Here is a 16,597-nt window from a genome sequence, read left to right on the forward strand (position 1 = left end):
TTATTTTTTACGGCTCGAAGTTAATAACTCATTTCGGAAAGCACGATAATTGGGAGGTAATCCCACACGATTTGCTAATCAGCTTCTGGCCTGAGTTTATTCACAGATTCAGTGATCAGCTCTTTGAGAACCATCAGGTCTATATCGGTGAGCCTGTTGATGTACAGGCATCCCTTGCTCTTTTTATGTTTGCCTAGTTTATTGAGGTAGGAGTCTATGGCATCAAACCCTGACATAAGGTAGAGTGTAAGACTTTGTTTGCGAGGTGAAAAACCGCAAAGAAACCATTCTCCAGACCTGCCGCTTTTGTATTGGTAGTGATAAGAGCCAAAACCGATAATACTAGAACCCCACATCACTGCCGGGGCTCCGGTGATTTCTTCCATCATTTCTTTTATGGCAAAACTGTCTTCCCTTTTGGTTTCTGATTCTATCGAGTTTAAAAACTCGGTTACACTTCCATCATGAGGTTGTGTCTTCAGTTCAGACATAAGGTCACATTTTTTTTGACGTTTTGTAAAAATAAAATGTTGCCCTGCCAGGTGCAAATCAGGGGTGTTACGTTTTATTAACCAATTTTGCTCCCATTTGGAGATTCTTTGTCAGGTTTTATTAGGATTACCTCTTTGTCTTCATCATAAATGCCCATCACCAGACACTCACTCATCATTGGGCCGATTTGCTTCGGGGGGAAGTTTACCACGGCAATTACCTGCCTTCCAATTAGGCTTTCAGGTGTATAGTGCATAGTGATCTGCGCTGAGCTTTTTTTGATACCCAGTTTACTGCCAAAGTCTACCGTTAGCTTATAAGCCGGGCGGCGTGCTTCGGGAAATGGTTCGGCAGAAATAACCGTACCCACGCGCATGTCTATTTTCTCAAAATCTTGCCAGGTGATCATTTCCATTTATTCTTTGAAGGGGTTAATGGCACGATGAGTCCCAGGTATGGAAATCCGACTACCGATGATCTGTCTGAATACAAAAATATACCAGTGTCTAACGCTATTTTGCCCAAAGCAACCTGACATCCGCCTGTGTAGATAGCGTGATTTCGACTGGCATAATTTTCAGTCACGAAGTTTACATCCCAAAGGACCTTTAATGATCCACCAAAGTGTACCATAGGTTCAGGAAACCAGTTGCCATTGTCGTAGTATGATCCCACGCCTATGGAAATGTGGTTTTTGGGAGAGCCAACAGCGATTTTACTAAAAAATGCCCCAAAGGGAGCAGGTTCTGGTCCAGCCATCAGAGCGTTTAGCGCACTGACTTCCAGGTGAATCATATCTTTTGAGATGGGAATGCTCAGGTTGGACCTGAGCCACATAGGGATGGACTCACTTTCATCGGTGATAGGGATGAAGCCCCCACCCATACTAAACTGATCGCTTAGCCCTATCTGAAAGTCATTATAGACCAGGTAGATGTTATTGTAATACCCAGTGCCTTTTTCGAGTCCAAAGGCATTCGGGGAGCCCGCATACTTTTGAGGATACTCAAATTGTAGCAGTACATCATTGCTGTTTTTTGCGGAGGACTTTGGAGGCCGGGTACTGCCTGTGGTACGCTCAATCCTTTGGATGTCGTCAAACCGAATCTGAATGGTGCCAATGCTTTTTGTTTGGAAAAGAAAAAACTCTACCTGCTTTTCCACGATGTAACCAAAGTAGACATTTCCGTCTACGGTTTGTACACGATATTCGGTACTGTCTATTGCCTGACCAAAACTGGAGATAGGCCCCAGAAAAATGACTAGTACCAGGAGAATCAGGAGGCGGGTCATGTGAGAAATGTTAGGTTGAAACTAAAATTTACTGACGTTTTTTGTGAAGTTTTTTTAAGACACGGCTAATCCGCTTTTGGTGGGAAGGGTGATGCAAATCTTTCAATCGGTTTTCTAAAATAAGAATGAGATCAGCGACATCTTCAGGTGTAATTACCGTGGCCCATTTCTCTGCATATTGGCCCAGCTGATTATCTGGAGCTCGCTGTATCTGATCTAGCAGTAAGCCAGGGGTGGTAGCAATCGCAGGATAGAGCGCAAGCAAAATTTTCACTCCATGATCTCTGGTGATCACCGTGCCATTATCCATCACTTCCAGAATTTTTGGTAGGTGTGCTTCCAAAAACTTTGGACATTCATGCGCTATACTGCTGAGTACACACATGGCTCGCCATTGGATTTTATTGGAGGGGTGGTTGAGTAGCTCAAAGACCTGTTCCGCTTGAGGCCCTACCAACGCGGGTAGTTTTAGCCCAACCATTTCTAGCACCTTCAAGGTATCGGCAACCACATCAGTGTGTTCATCCTGAAGTAAGGAGATCAACTCATTTATGGACTCAGCATCGGCGGTTTGTACGATTTCGGCTGCCAGAGTTTTGTTCGGGCCTTCATTGTTGACACTCAGGCTTCTGGACAATCGCTCACGAATGCTCACGAGTCGGATGTTTTGTCAAACAACTCGAGCTGAGCTGGCAATAGCTGAAAACTCATGCGATGATGTGGGGTGGCTCCCTGAGCACGAATGGCAGATCGGTGGGCTTTGGTAGGGTAGCCTACATTGGTTTCCCAGCCATATCCGGGGTGTTTAGTAGCCAGCTCGCGCATGAGGTCATCACGGTGAGTTTTGGCTAGAATAGATGCTGCTGCGATGCTGTAGAATTTTCCATCCCCCTTGATGATGCACTCATGGCGTAGTTCTTTGTAAGCGTTGAAGCGATTGCCATCGATAAGTAGTAGCTCAGGAATGGGACTAAGCTGATCTATGGCACGATGCATGGCCAGGTAGGAGGCGTTCAGAATGTTGATTTCATCGATTTCCGCCGGGCTCACTACCCCAACCCCATAGGAGATCGCTGTGTCCATGATTTCTAGTCGGAGTTCATTGCGCTGCTTTTCCGTAAGCTGCTTGGAATCGTTGAGTACCTGATGCTCATAGTCAGCTGGCAAGATCACTGCCGCAGCTACTACTGGGCCGGCCAGGCAACCTCTGCCAGCCTCATCACATCCAGCTTCTATCAGTCCTTTTTCAAAATATGGTAACAGCATCTCGTAAAATTAAGGCAATCAAAGTTTTTGAACCGTTATTTCGTTTATTCAAGCTTGGGACGCTAATTGTACACCTGTGATATTTTTTTCATTACATCGATGGGGGTAAAGTTTAGGGTGGCTGTCTAGTAATTGAAAAAACCATTTTTAACCATGTCTAAAATTTTCTCTTTGCTGTTTTTAGCTTGCCTTTGCACCAGCCTGATGGGGCAATCACTTACTCAAACCGTAAAAGGGCGTGTGATTGATCGCGATTCCAAGATGCCTCTGGTAGGTGTAACCGTTTGGATACCTGATACCGAGCCTATTACAGGTGGTGTGACGGATGTAGATGGCATTTTTAGAATCCAATCGGTGCCCGTAGGGCGTGTCAATCTCATGGTTTCGTCAGTAGGCTATGAGCAAAAAAGCCTTTCAGGTATTGTGGTATCGTCTGGTAAAGAGGTGTTTTTGGAACTCGCACTCGTGGAGTCGCTAGAGAAAATGGAAGCCGTAGAAGTCATCGCTGATAAGCAGGAGGCCCATAACAAAGCCCAAAATGAAATGGCCACCGTGAGTGCAATTTCGCTGAGTGTAGAAGAGACCAGTAGGTATGCCGCGACCTTTGGTGATCCTGCACGGGCTGCAGTAAGTCAGGCAGGAGTTACTACAGGAGGAGATGATCTGCTCAACGAGATCGTAATACGAGGTAATTCACCAAAAGGTATACTCTGGCGGCTGGAAGGTGTGGAAATCCCCAACCCCAACCACTTTACGTCTGTAGGTTCGTCGGCTGGTGGCATCAGCATGCTCAGTGGCAATGTGCTCAGCAATTCTGATTTCTTTACCGGAGCTTTTCCGGCTCAGTATGGCAATGCTACTTCCGGAATCTTCGATTTGAACCTTCGAAACGGAAACTTTGATAAGCGCGAGCATGCCTTTCAGGCCGGGCTGCTGGGTATTGCAGCAGCCTCAGAAGGCCCACTTAGTAAGTCATCCAACGCTTCTTATTTGGTAAACTATCGATATTCTACGCTCGCGCTTTTTGATCACATCGGAATAGACATCATGGGTGAGCAGGAGGACATTACTTTTCAGGATTTGTCTTTTAAGATCAACCTCCCTACTCGCAAGATGGGGGTGTTTTCACTATGGGGTCTGGCTGGTGCCAATACGTATGGGTATCAGGCAGACACGGTGAATACCGATGACTACTACTTCGAGGACGAGAAGCAAGCTTTAGGAGTAGCTGGGCTGACACACAAAGTTTTCCTGGGTGACCGAACTTACCTTGAGTCTATCGTGTCGGTTTCGGCGAATCAGTCCAAATATCAAGAAGATTCGATGAACGTTTTTGTCTGGTACACAGAAGACTTTTTGCAATCTCAATGTCGAATTTCTTCCATGATCAATCATAAATTAAGTCCGCGCAACACCCTGAGAGCTGGAGCCATTTACAGCTTGCTGGGGTATGACATGTCGAGCACGGAGTGGAGTTATAGGAATTCGCGCTACGAATCTCCTTTGGACGACTCGGGCATGAACAGTCTGGTGCAGGGCTATGCGCAATGGCAGCACCGACCTCATCCAAATGTCACGGTAAACATGGGTATGCATTCAACTTATTTTTCCCTCAATGGCAATTTTTACCTGGAGCCTCGAGCTGGTTGGAGGTGGCAAGTTTCACCAAGAGGCACTTTCACCGGCGGACTCGGCCTGCATAGCCGTATGGAAACGATCGCGCTATACATGGGCAGGGCTGAGCAGTCTGATGGCAGCTATGTACATCACAATCAAAACCTCGGATTTACCCGGGCGGCCCATTCGGTGGTTGGCTTTGAGCAGACGATTGGCAACTATTGGCGAGCTAAGGCGGAGGTCTACTACCAATACCTTTATGATGTGCCCATTTGGCCAAAAGATACGGCTACCATGTCTGAGAAGCTGACTTTTTCGGCAATCAACAGTTACGATGGCTATACCAGCCAAAAGTTATCCAATGGTGGCACCGGCAGAAACTGTGGGATAGAATTCACGATAGAGCGCGGCTTTCGCAAAAACTACTACCTAATGGCTACCACATCTTTGTATGAGTCGCTATACACCGGCAGAGATGGTGTGGAACGAAACACTATTTTCAATGGAAATTTCATAGTGAATGCCTTAGGAGGGCGAGAATTTGTCTTTCGAGACGGGCAGCGCGTACTCAGCATCAATGGGCGCCTCATTTTGGCCGGAGGCAAGCGCGAAACACCTATAGATATGAATGCCTCTCGTGAAGCAGGCTTTACCATGCGAGATTACAGCCGTAGCTATGAAGAGCGCCTGCCTAGCTATTTCAGGGTGGATGCGGGTGTGAGTTACAAAATCAATAAACCAGCCATGGCTTCTGTCTTTTCCATCAATGTGCAAAACGTACTCGGCTGGGAAAATGTAGCCTATCGCTATTATGGTCCACGTACAGATAAGATACTTACTGCTCCTCAGTTGGGGATGTTTCCAAACCTCAGCTATAAGGTGGAGTTTTAGTTAGCTTTGCTGGCATGGAACCAAACCCCTGGAAACTACAAAAAAGCAAACGCCTATACGACAATCCGTGGATTACCCTCGAGGAGGATGAGGTGATCAATCCTGGAGGAGGTATTAGTCATTACGGAAAAGTTCTTTTTAAGAATTACGCAATAGGTATAGTGCCACTGGATGAAGAAATGAACACCTGGCTGGTGGGCCAGTGGCGCTATACGCTCAATGAATATTCGTGGGAGATACCCATGGGGGGCGGGCCAAAAGACGAACCCAGGCTGGATGCTGCCAAACGAGAGCTAAAAGAAGAAACCGGCCTATCAGCTGAAAAGTGGACAGAGTTTGTGAAAATGCATACTTCCAATTCGGTAACTGATGAAGTTGGCTTTGCATATCTGGCAGAGGGACTTACACAGGGCGAGACGGAGTTTGAAGAAACCGAAGATTTGAAAATCTGGAAATTGCCTTTTGCCGAAGCGCATCAGATGGTGCTGGACGGGAAAATAACAGACAGCCTAAGCATGGTGGCCATTATGAAGTTAGCCAGGATGCTCAAGCTTTAGTTTGGGTCCTATCTTTTTTTGAAAGTGCAAACCTCTAGGAAGGGCCGTGTGCTTTTCTATCTTTGCCTCCGCAAAACACATAACCCCAAAAGCAGTGACCCTCAAAGAGCATTTTCGTAAGAACGTAGTGCTGGCTTATCCTGTAGTGATCGGTCAGCTAGGTCACATTATGGTATCAGTGGCTGATACCGTAATGGTGGGGCAGGTGGGAGTCATTCCTCTGGCAGCTGCCACTTTTGCGGGGACGTTTTATCACATATTGATGATGTTCGGGATTGGGGTGAGCTATGCGGTCACTCCACTAGTGGCATCTACAGATTCCAAGCATCAGAACAGGTTGATGTTTTTGCTGCAAAATGGTCTGGTGCTCAATGCACTACTAGCTCTGGTTTTGGTTGCCATTGGACTGATAGCCAGTCAGTATCTCATGTATTTTGGTCAGGAAACGGAAGTTGCCATAGCGGCTAAGCCCTATCTGGTAGTGGTGAGTTTTTCTTTGTTTCCGCTGATGGTCTTTCAGACATTCAGGCAGTTTGCGGAGGGCCTATCCGATACTTTTAACCCGATGGTGGTGTCCATCGTGTCCAACCTGCTCAATGTTGCGCTAAACTACGTGCTGATCTATGGTGCGCTCGGTTTTCCGGAAATGGGTCTGCTTGGAGCAGCTTACGCCACGCTGATTAGTCGTGTGGTCATGAGCTTGATGATGGTACTCATCATTCGCACAAAGCTGACGGGCTTTGCTTGGTCTTTTGATACTCAGCAGGCCTGGCGCATGGTGAAAATTGGGGTGCCCTCCGGTATGCAGTATGTTTTTGAGGTGGGGGCTTTTGCTACGGCAGCCATCATGGTAGGCTGGATCAGTGCCGAGGCGCTGGCCGCACATCAGATTGCCCTCAATCTGGCAGCCATCACTTACATGAGTGCCACGGGCATCGCTGCTGCTTCCACCATTCGTATTGGCAATCAGCTGGGGCTGAAAGACGCTAAAAATCTACGGCTGGCAGGCTATACATCATTTACCACTGTGGCTATCTTCATGACCTTTACAGCGCTCACTTTTATAGTGCTACGGTATGAACTTACTGCACTGTATGTAAAAGACGCTTATGTACAATCGCTTGCTGCAGGATTGCTTATTGTGGCTGCTGCCTTTCAAGTTTCGGATGGACTACAGGCCGTGGGGCTGGGTGTGCTCCGCGGGCTTACTGATGTGAAGGTGCCAACGTTGATTACGTTCATCGCTTTTTGGATATTGGCCATACCTGGAGGCTACCTTTTGGGCTTCACGTTTGACCTGGGAGTCTACGGTGTATGGTACGCATTATCTGGAGGACTTACCGTAGCAGCTATCTTACATATCATTCGGTTCCAGAGCTTATTGAAAAGGCTCCGCTTTTAATCAAAAGCTGCCCTTTATGCGCCAAATAGCGCGTTTTTTCTAAAGAATCTTGTCGCTGATTTGTTGGTTTTGCATGTCTAAGCGGTACTTTTTTCATTCATAGAGTACACCGGACACTTCACCGAAACGCCGATTTACTTCAACGAGTCCCATCGATTTCTTACCTGAAATCAGACCAATTTCGGCCTACAAACCATTAAAACAAACAGCGTGAAAAAGACCATTCAAACGGTATTATTTTTTATTGTCTGTCTATCCAGTCAGCAAGTACTTGCTCAGTTGGATACACGACATTACATCCCACCTATGTACGCTCGCGTAGATCAGGCCACGGGAGGATCGGAAGACATTTATCTCGTCTTAACAACTCCCAAAACAACCGCCTTTACCGTCCAGGTAATGAATGGAGCGCAGGATACGCTAGCCTCCATTTTGCTTTCCAGAAGCTCACCTCAAATATTGTCAACAGCAGATTTGGGCATGAGTAAAGGTAACGCCTCCAATTACCTTGTGCCTACATCAGCATTAGGTGTGAAACAAACGACAGAGGGATTGATTCTGCGAGCGAATAAAGCATTTTTCGCCAGTGTACGAGTGAATGAAGGAGCGCAGGCTGGCTCGCTCACTGCTAAGGGTACTGCCGGTTTGGGTAAAGACTTCCGCTCTGGACACATATGGAATAACGAGAACACCTCCAATATCAATAAGAAAACCCATTTCATAAGCGTAATGGCTACTGAGGACAATACTAACGTCTCTTTTTCTGATTTCGGTAGTGTAGATTTTGAGGTAGTGAACGAGAGTACCGGTTCTGTTGATTTCGTCCTTCACGAAGGAGAATCTGTGGTTTTGGCTGCTAATCCGCAGAGCTTGGGAGGAGGTCTATTTAAGAACCTCAACGATGTAAATGGTACAAGAATTACTGCAGATAAAGATATAGCTGTAAATACCGGATCGTGGCTTGCTGGATCTCCAACCAATAATGGGGCAGGACGTGACATAGGTATTGATCAAATAGCTCCTGTTGAAAAAATAGGGGAGGAATATATCCTCATAAAAGGAGATGGAAACTCCAATGAAAATGTCATTGTCGTAGCTACTGTAGATAATACTGATTTATACATCAATGGAGGCGCCACACCTGTAGCTACTGGTCTAAACGCCGGAGATTACCACCGTTTGACGGCCACTGATTACAGCACAAACGACAATATGTATATCAACGCTACTCAGCCGGTCTATGTGTATCAAGGGCTGAACGCCACTGACAATGGCGGTAATACTAATTCTGAAAGACAGCTAGGATTGAATTTCTTGCCTCCAATCATTTGTTTGGGTGGTAAAGAAGTAGACATTCCTTCAATCGATCAATTGGGACTACCATTTATCCAGATCATCGCCGAAGCTGGCGAAACCTTGACAGTAAATGGCACGGATGAAACGGCAAACGCCAAATCAGTTTCCGGGAAGCCGGGTTATGAAACCTATAAAATTGGGGGTTATACCGGGAATGTGACGATTTCCAGTTCAAGGCCAATACGTGCCGCTTTGACGATTTTCAGTGGAGATAAAGGGTTTGGTGGCTTTTTCTCTGGGTTCACTACAGAGCCAGTGATTGAGACGCCAGATGGTTATAACTCAGAAACATGTATTCCAGATAACCTTCCGGTGACACTCACAGCAGAAGGTTTTGACTCGTATCAGTGGTACCGTGATGGCATTCGTCTGGACGGTGAAACCTCGGCCAGTATTTCCGTAGACGCTCCTGGTGACTATACCGCTACAGGGTCTATTTCTGCATGTGCTGAGTCCGAGCATTCATATCCTTTAAATATCAAATTATGTCCAGGAGAAATTGCGATTGCTAAAGATACTGTTGCGGTAACGAATCTTGGAAATGGTACTTACGATGTGGAGTTTGAGTTGACCGTGGAAAACTTTAATTCCAGCCAGTCAGCGACAAATTTACAGATTCTCGAAAAAATCGAAGATGGCTTACCTGCAGGTGCATCAGCTACCTTAAAAACCGCTCCGACCATCACCAGTGGCACGTTTTCTAATGGAGGCTTGGAGTCTGGTTTTAATGGTAAAACTGATGTGATCATGTTGGATACCACGGGTGTAGGCACCGAGTTGGCTGCAGCTACCCTGGTGAAGATCCGATTCACAGTCAACGTGGATATGAATTCGGCAACTACCGATGGATATGAAAATCAGGCCCAGGTTTCCAATATGCTCAATGGCGACAATGATGGCGTTACCGGACCATTCAACAATCAGGATTTTTCTGATTTCGGAAGTAACCCTGATCCCGATGGAGATGGTGATGGTACAGAGTCAGGGGAAAACGATCCTACTTTCGTTTGTTTGATTAACTCTACGATCTCTTATGATTTTGACAAAATCTGTACAGATGGTGCAGACATGTCTCCTACAATCACAGGCCTTTCGGGAGGTGAATTTAGCGCGGATTATGGAATGGTGGTCGATGCTTCCACAGGGGTAGTGGATGCCTCTGAAAGCATTCCAGGAGGAACCTATAACGTGTATTATTCTTTCGGAGGGAAATGTGAAAATTCATTCGCAATTACTGTTGAAAACAACCCATTAAATACCGCATCGCTTGCCGCTATCCCGGCTACTTGTGAAGATGATGGTGCGAGTGTGACGATCGAAAATCTGGAAGCAAACGAGACTTACGACATTTCTTATGACATCAATGGTGGTGCTACACAAGCAGCTTCTGCAGTGACCGCCAATGCCAGCGGAGCTTTGACATTTACTACCATAGCACTTTCTAATAGTGACAATGGTGTAACCCTTAATGTTACCCTAATCGATGACAACAATTCAAGTTGTACTTTCAGTAGCACGCTATCAGGAACGCTTACTGTAGAGCCAAAGCCGAATACTTCTAGTTTGACTGTTAGTTCAGGTAATATTTGTTTAGGTGATGATGCCACCGCAACTATTTCCGGTTCTCTGGCGAATGGTTCTTACCAGTTTACCTATGATTTATCCGGAGCAAATACAGCTTCCGCTCAAACGACTTCTGTGACTTTAAGCAATGGAAATGGTACGGGTAGCTTTTCCATTCCTGCTGCACAGCTTACTACACGTGGCAGTACGACAGTGGAAATTACAAAAGTAGCTTACACTACAGGTGAAAGCTGTGAAAGCACAGGGCTCTCTGTTACAGGAACATTTTTGGTCAAAGATCAGCCTGCAGCTGCTGACGATAACCCAACGGATGTTTCAGAGGACGTTACAAAATCCATGAATGTGCTTTCCAACGATTCGGACCCAGATTCCGACAACATGGAAATTCTTAGTGCCGGTACCGATGGTGGAGATGGAGCCTCGGCAAATGGAGGAGTTGTTGCAATCAACAACAACGGCACCCCGGCAGATGTGACCGATGATTTTATCGAGTATACCAGCGCTACTAATTACAGTGGAGCGGACACGTTTAAATATGTGATTTCTGATGGAGAGTGTGCCAATGATACCGCTACAGTCTCCTTCACAGTGGCTGCAGTCAATGATGCACCTACCGCGGCAGACACTACCCTTACCACGAATGAAGATACAGACCGCACCTATGCTGCGGCTGATTTTAATGACAATTATACAGATGTCGAAAGCCAGGCATTTGCCGGAATCCGTATCACTACCTTGCCTTCGGATGGAGTATTGTTGTACAATGGCGACACCCTTAAAGCAGCTGATATATCGCCAAGTGGTTTTGCCATTGCATCCGCTGATATCGGAAAATTGGTTTTTTCACCAGCTCCTGACGCATTCGGAGACCTTTATACTACTTACAATTTTCAGGTTTATGATGGCTCGGATTACAGCAGCGATTATGTAATGACTATGGACGTAGTGGCAGTAAACGATGCACCAACAGCCAGTAATGAAACCATCACTACCGACGAAGACACAAACAAGACCTTTGCCACTACCGATTTTAGTGTCAACTACAATGATGTAGAAGGCACGGCGATGGCCGGCATTAGAATCACAAGCCTACCAGCCGCCACAGCAGGCTACCTGGTCTACAATGGCGACACGCTGACCAGCACCGACCTGGGAGCTACAGGCTTTGCGATAGCTACAGCAGATATCAGTAAATTGGTCTTTGCACCGGCAGAAAATGCCAATGGCTCAGGCCTGGGTAACTTTGGTTTTGAAGTAAGCGATGGCACTGCCTACAGCTCGGCATACACAATGACTTTGGATGTAACAGCCGTCAACGACGTGCCTGTAGCGGCGAACGATACCAACGATGTAGATGAGGACAACACCCTGACAGTAAACGCTACCAACGGAGTACTTTCTAACGATAGCGATGTAGAAGGCACGGCACTTTCAGTAAGCCAGTTTGTGGTAGGCAGCACGACTTATACGGCCGGTCAGACAGCCAGCCTTACTGAAGGAGATTTGACAATCAATGCAGATGGTAGCTACGAATTTGTACCAGCATCGAACTTTAATGGTTCAGTGCCACAAGTCACCTACACGGTAACGGATGGCACCGACAGCAGCACAGGCACATTGGACCTTACGGTCAATGCCGTAAACGATGCACCAACGGCTAGCAACGAAACCATCACTACCGACGAAGACACGAACAAAACCTTCGCATCAACAGACTTTAGTGCCAACTACAACGATGTGGAAGGCACCGCGATGGCCGGCATTAGAATCACGAGTCTTCCAGCAGCTGCTGCAGGTTACCTGATTTACAATGGCGACACGCTGACCAGCACCGACCTGGGAGCTACAGGCTTTGCAGTAGCCACGGCAGACATTAGCAAGTTGGTCTTTGTTCCTACAGAAAACGCCAATGGATCAGACAGCTTTGGCTTTGAGGTAAGCGACGGAACGGCCTACAGTACTGGCTACACGATGACCGTAACAGTGACAGCCGTCAATGATGTGCCAGTTGCAGCGAATGACACCAACGATGTAGACGAAGACAACACCCTGACAGTAAACGCAGCGAGCGGTGTACTTGCCAATGATAGCGATGTAGAAGTCAGCACCTTGTCAGTAAGCCAGTTTGTGGTAGGCAGCACGACCTACACGGCCGGACAGACCGCCAGCCTCACCGAAGGAGATTTGACAATCAATGCGGATGGTAGCTACGAATTTGTACCAGCTACCAACTACAATGGCGCTGTACCACAGGCAACTTATACAGTCACTGATGGCACCGACAGCAGCACAGGGACTCTAGATGTTACGGTCAATGCCGTAAACGATGCACCAACAGCCATTAATGAAACCATCACCACCGACGAAGACACGAACAAGACCTTCGCCTCAACAGACTTTAGTGCCAACTACAACGATGTGGAAGGTACCGCGATGGCTGGCATCAGAATCACGAGCCTACCAGCCGCCACAGCAGGCTATCTAGTCTACAATGGCGACACGCTAACGAGCACAGATTTGGGAGCAACAGGCTTTGCGATAGCTACAGCAGACATCAGCAAATTGGTCTTTGCACCGGCAGAAAATGCCAATGGCTCAGGCCTGGGCAACTTTGGTTTTGAAGTAAGCGACGGAACGGCCTACAGCTCGGGCTACACAATGACTTTGGATGTAACAGCCGTCAACGATGTGCCTGTTGCAGCGAATGACACCAACGATGTAGACGAAGACAACACCCTGACAGTAAACGCAGCAAGCGGAGTACTTGCCAATGATAGCGATGTAGAAGGTACGGCACTGACGGTAAGCCAGTTTGTGGTAGGCAGCACGACCTACACGGCCGGACAGACAGCCAGCCTTACCGAAGGAGATTTGACAATCAATGCGGATGGTAGCTACGAGTTTGTACCAGCAGCCAATTACAATGGTACGGTTCCTCAGGCAACTTACACAGTTACTGATGGCACCGACAGCAGCACAGGTACATTGGACCTTACGGTCAATGCCGTAAACGATGCGCCGGTAGCTGGAGCCGATAGTTACGATGTGGCTGAAGATGGCACCTTGACAGTAGCTGCCGTTTCGGGACTACTTGCAAACGATACAGATACAGAAGGCAGCACCTTGAGCATTACCACATTCACTGTAGGTGGTGTGACTTACAATGCAGGCGAGACTGTGACGCTAACCGAAGGTATGCTCACGATCAATGCTGATGGAAGTTTCACATTTGAGCCTTCAGAAAATTATAACGGCACTTTGCCATCCATAAGCTATGAAGTGTCAGACGGCACGGATACATCCACAGGCAGCTTGTCACTCAATGTGACTGCTGTAAACGATGCTCCTGCCACGGCTAACGATACCAATACGGTAGACGAAGACGGAACACTTACAGTCGCTGCAGCTTCAGGGCTTTTGGCGAACGACTCAGATGTCGATGGGGATGCTATGACGATCACGACTTTTACCGTGGGTGGCGTGACTTACAATGCAGGAGAGACCGTGACCCTCACTGAAGGCACACTCACGATCAATGCAGACGGCAGCTATACTTTCGAGCCGGTGGCTGACTACAATGGAAGTGTTCCACAGGTAACTTATACGGTAACGGATGGCAATATATCCGCCACTGCGTCTCTGGATTTAAGTGTAAACCCTGTAAATGACCCACCAACAGCTGAAAATACGAGCTATGAGACCAAGGGCCAGTTAACCGGTGATTTAGCTCCTTTTGCTACAGACAAAGAAGGCGATGAGTTGACGTTTACCGTGCTCAACCGTCCCTCTAGAGGTACACTGGTGCTTAACCCTGACGGTACGTTTAGCTTCACTCCTTTTCCTGGCATGACAGGAAAGGTGATCTTCTCTTATAGAGTATGTGACAATGGCTCTCCTTCCAGATGCACTCAGGCAACGGTAACCATAGCCATAGCAGAAGAGGATTCGGATGAAGATGGCTTGTTTGATAGCGAGGAAGATCAAAATGGTGATGGAGACCCCACAAACGACGACTCTGACGGAGATGGCACACCAAACTACCTGGATACAGACTGTGACAATGATGGCATCCCAGATTTGGAAGAAGGAGGAAACGATACAGATGGAGATGGATTGCCAGACTTCCTTGATGAAGACAGTGATGGAGATGGTATTCCTGATGCGCGAGAGGGTACTGGAGATACAGATGGAGATGGCATCCCAGATTACAAAGACACCGATAGCGATGGAGATGGCATCCCCGATAGTGTAGAGGGTACTGGAGATAGCGATGGCGATGGTATACCGAACTACCTGGACCCTGATAGTGATGGCGATGGGATCCCGGATAGTGAGGAAGGTTACGGAGATACAGACGGTGATGGCATCCCAGATTACCTGGATGAGGATAGTGATGGGGATGGCATTCCTGATACAGATGAAAGCAGGGAGGATAGCGATGGAGATGGTATTCCTGATTTTCAGGACGAAGACAGTGACGGAGACGGTATACCAGACAGTGAAGAAGGAAGCGGAGATAGTGACGGAGATGGTATCCCTGATTACCTGGATGAAGACAGTGATGGGGATGGTATCCCTGATTCGGACGAAGGAAGTGGAGATAGTGATGGTGACGGCATACCCGATTATCTGGACGAGGATAGTGATGGTGATGGTATTCCTGATGCCGATGAGGGGAATGGTGATAGTGATGGAGACGGAATTCCTGACTTCCTTGATGAGGACAGTGACGGTGACGGTATCCCGGATAGTGAAGAAGGCAGTGGTGACACTGATGGCGATGGTATCCCAGATTACCTGGATCAGGATAGTGATGGAGATGGTACTGATGATAACGAAGAGAGCACCGAGGCAGATTGTGATGGTGACGGCATCCCTGACTACAGAGACGCATACAGCTGTGACGACTTACCGGTAGATGATGTGTTTACTCCAAACTTCGATGGGTTCAATGACAACATGGTCATTGAGGGAATCGAGAACTTTCCGAATAATTCGGTTCGCATTTACAATCGCTGGGGTAACCTGGTATGGGAAGCCACAGGATATGACAATAGAGACAATGCCTTCCAGGGGCTGGTAAACTCTGGCAATACGCTGAGCAATGGCACAGCACTTCCAGATGGCACCTACTTCTTCATCGTGGATTTCGGTGATGGAGCAAAGCCACTGCAAAAAGGATACATAACCATTAAACGATAACCAGACGTGAATAAGCTACTCATCTTTCCGATCTTCTTGCTGGCTTGTACCCTTGCTTATGGGCAGCAGCAGGTAATGTTTACTCAATATATGTTTAACCAAATGGCGCTCAACCCTGCCTATGCAGGCATCCATGATGGTGTGAGCGCTAGTGCGCTCATGCGCGAGCAATGGGTGGGCTTTGAAGGAGCCCCCAGTACGCAAACGCTGAGCATACATAGTCCAATCGGTTTTACTCCCATTTCATTGGGAGGTATGATCGTACGTGACAAAATAGGCTCTACTACACACCATGGTGTGCACATGGCCTATGCCTACCGGATCAAGTTTGCCAATAAAACCAAAATGTCATTCGGACTTCAGGCGAGCCTCTCGCACTACCACCAAAACTTTGCAACTAGTGCGGGAAGTGACCCTTCATTGACCAATGCCAGCCAAAACATGATTCGGCCCAATTTTGGTGCAGGTTTGCTCTGGCATTCTGATCGATTTTATCTCGGGCTGGGCGTACCCCAAATGATCAATCAGTCTTTTGATCCTGACAACCCGGATTCAGAATCTGAGCTCATCCGTCACTATTTCTTAAGTGCCGGGTATGTATTCCCGATTGCTCCGGGTGTAATGCTCAAGCCAAACTTTCTGTTGAAAGCAGTGGACGGAGCACCCATACAGGCAGATATCAATATGAACGTGCTCCTCAGAAATGTGCTGTGGGTAGGAGTGTCCTACCGTTCGCTAGATAGCTTTGATGCCATCGTGCAGTTTCAGATAGGTCCTAAACTACAGGTGGGTTATGGTTTTGATTTTTGGACCACCACAGAGCTCAGTCAGGTAAATTCCGGCTCACATGAGATCATGATCAACTACATCATAGAGCTGCCACGAGCCAAAATACTTACTCCACGATACTTCTAATTTGTTAACAGCCAGCAACACC

The 16,597-nt window shown here is 47.3% G+C and carries 10 protein-coding genes; 5 read left to right on the forward strand and 5 right to left on the reverse strand.

The features are described from left to right. Window positions 1-74: 74 nt before the first annotated feature. The 5 genes from C7460_RS09065 to C7460_RS09085 all read right to left on the reverse strand — a co-directional run bounded on the left by C7460_RS09065 (window position 75) and on the right by C7460_RS09085 (window position 3,051). Window positions 75-491: a DUF1801 domain-containing protein gene (locus C7460_RS09065; RefSeq protein WP_115867779.1), complete on the reverse strand. Its 417-nt coding sequence runs from the start codon at window positions 489-491 to the stop codon at window positions 75-77. A 77-nt stretch (window positions 492-568) separates the two neighbouring features. After that, window positions 569-901 carry a tRNA-binding protein gene (locus tag C7460_RS09070; protein WP_449405554.1) on the reverse strand — a complete coding sequence of 111 codons (333 nt, stop codon included), beginning with the start codon at window positions 899-901 and terminating at the stop codon, window positions 569-571. Beyond that, window positions 898-1,785: a hypothetical protein gene (locus tag C7460_RS09075; protein ID WP_115867781.1), complete on the reverse strand. Its 888-nt coding sequence runs from the start codon at window positions 1,783-1,785 to the stop codon at window positions 898-900. Before C7460_RS09075 ends, C7460_RS09070 begins: the two co-directional genes overlap by 4 nt. Before the next feature lie 28 nt (window positions 1,786-1,813). Beyond that, on the reverse strand, window positions 1,814-2,440 hold the full coding sequence (locus C7460_RS09080) for a hypothetical protein (RefSeq protein WP_115867782.1): 627 nt from the start codon (window positions 2,438-2,440) through the stop codon (window positions 1,814-1,816). After that, window positions 2,437-3,051: a ribonuclease HII gene (locus C7460_RS09085; protein ID WP_115867783.1), complete on the reverse strand. Its 615-nt coding sequence runs from the start codon at window positions 3,049-3,051 to the stop codon at window positions 2,437-2,439. Before C7460_RS09085 ends, C7460_RS09080 begins: the two co-directional genes overlap by 4 nt. Window positions 3,052-3,204: 153 nt before the next feature. Between C7460_RS09085 and C7460_RS09090 the strand changes: the two genes are divergently transcribed. The 5 genes from C7460_RS09090 to C7460_RS09110 all read left to right on the forward strand — a co-directional run bounded on the left by C7460_RS09090 (window position 3,205) and on the right by C7460_RS09110 (window position 16,575). Continuing rightward, on the forward strand, window positions 3,205-5,559 hold the full coding sequence (locus C7460_RS09090) for a TonB-dependent receptor (RefSeq protein ID WP_115867784.1): 2,355 nt from the start codon (window positions 3,205-3,207) through the stop codon (window positions 5,557-5,559). A gap of 14 nt (window positions 5,560-5,573) precedes the next feature. Continuing rightward, window positions 5,574-6,116, forward strand: coding sequence for an NUDIX domain-containing protein (locus tag C7460_RS09095; RefSeq protein ID WP_115867785.1), 543 nt, complete (start codon window positions 5,574-5,576; stop codon window positions 6,114-6,116). Between the two features lie 94 nt (window positions 6,117-6,210). Further along, a complete protein-coding gene (locus tag C7460_RS09100; protein ID WP_245986279.1) occupies window positions 6,211-7,518 on the forward strand; it encodes an MATE family efflux transporter in 1,308 nt (435 codons plus the stop codon). Between the two features lie 210 nt (window positions 7,519-7,728). Continuing rightward, window positions 7,729-15,660: a tandem-95 repeat protein gene (locus tag C7460_RS09105; RefSeq protein WP_147302896.1), complete on the forward strand. Its 7,932-nt coding sequence runs from the start codon at window positions 7,729-7,731 to the stop codon at window positions 15,658-15,660. Between the two features lie 6 nt (window positions 15,661-15,666). Continuing rightward, the gene (locus C7460_RS09110; protein WP_115867787.1) at window positions 15,667-16,575 is read left to right on the forward strand and encodes a PorP/SprF family type IX secretion system membrane protein; all 909 of its coding nucleotides are present in this window, start codon (window positions 15,667-15,669) and stop codon (window positions 16,573-16,575) included. Window positions 16,576-16,597: the final 22 nt, after the last annotated feature.

The sequence above is a fragment of the Marinoscillum furvescens DSM 4134 genome (assembly GCF_003386095.1).
Taxonomy (GTDB): Bacteria; Bacteroidota; Bacteroidia; order Cytophagales; family Cyclobacteriaceae; genus Marinoscillum; species Marinoscillum furvescens.

Excerpts from the sequence above, each read along its gene's own strand:
- C7460_RS09065 (WP_115867779.1), bottom strand. The coding sequence starts at position 491 with ATGTCTGAACTGAAGACACAACCTCATGATGGAAGTGTAACCGAGTTT.
- C7460_RS09070 (WP_449405554.1), bottom strand. The coding sequence starts at position 901 with ATGATCACCTGGCAAGATTTTGAGAAAATAGACATGCGCGTGGGTACG.
- C7460_RS09075 (WP_115867781.1), bottom strand. The coding sequence starts at position 1,785 with ATGACCCGCCTCCTGATTCTCCTGGTACTAGTCATTTTTCTGGGGCCT.
- C7460_RS09085 (WP_115867783.1), bottom strand. The coding sequence starts at position 3,051 with ATGCTGTTACCATATTTTGAAAAAGGACTGATAGAAGCTGGATGTGAT.
- C7460_RS09090 (WP_115867784.1), top strand. The coding sequence starts at position 3,205 with ATGTCTAAAATTTTCTCTTTGCTGTTTTTAGCTTGCCTTTGCACCAGC.
- C7460_RS09095 (WP_115867785.1), top strand. The coding sequence starts at position 5,574 with ATGGAACCAAACCCCTGGAAACTACAAAAAAGCAAACGCCTATACGAC.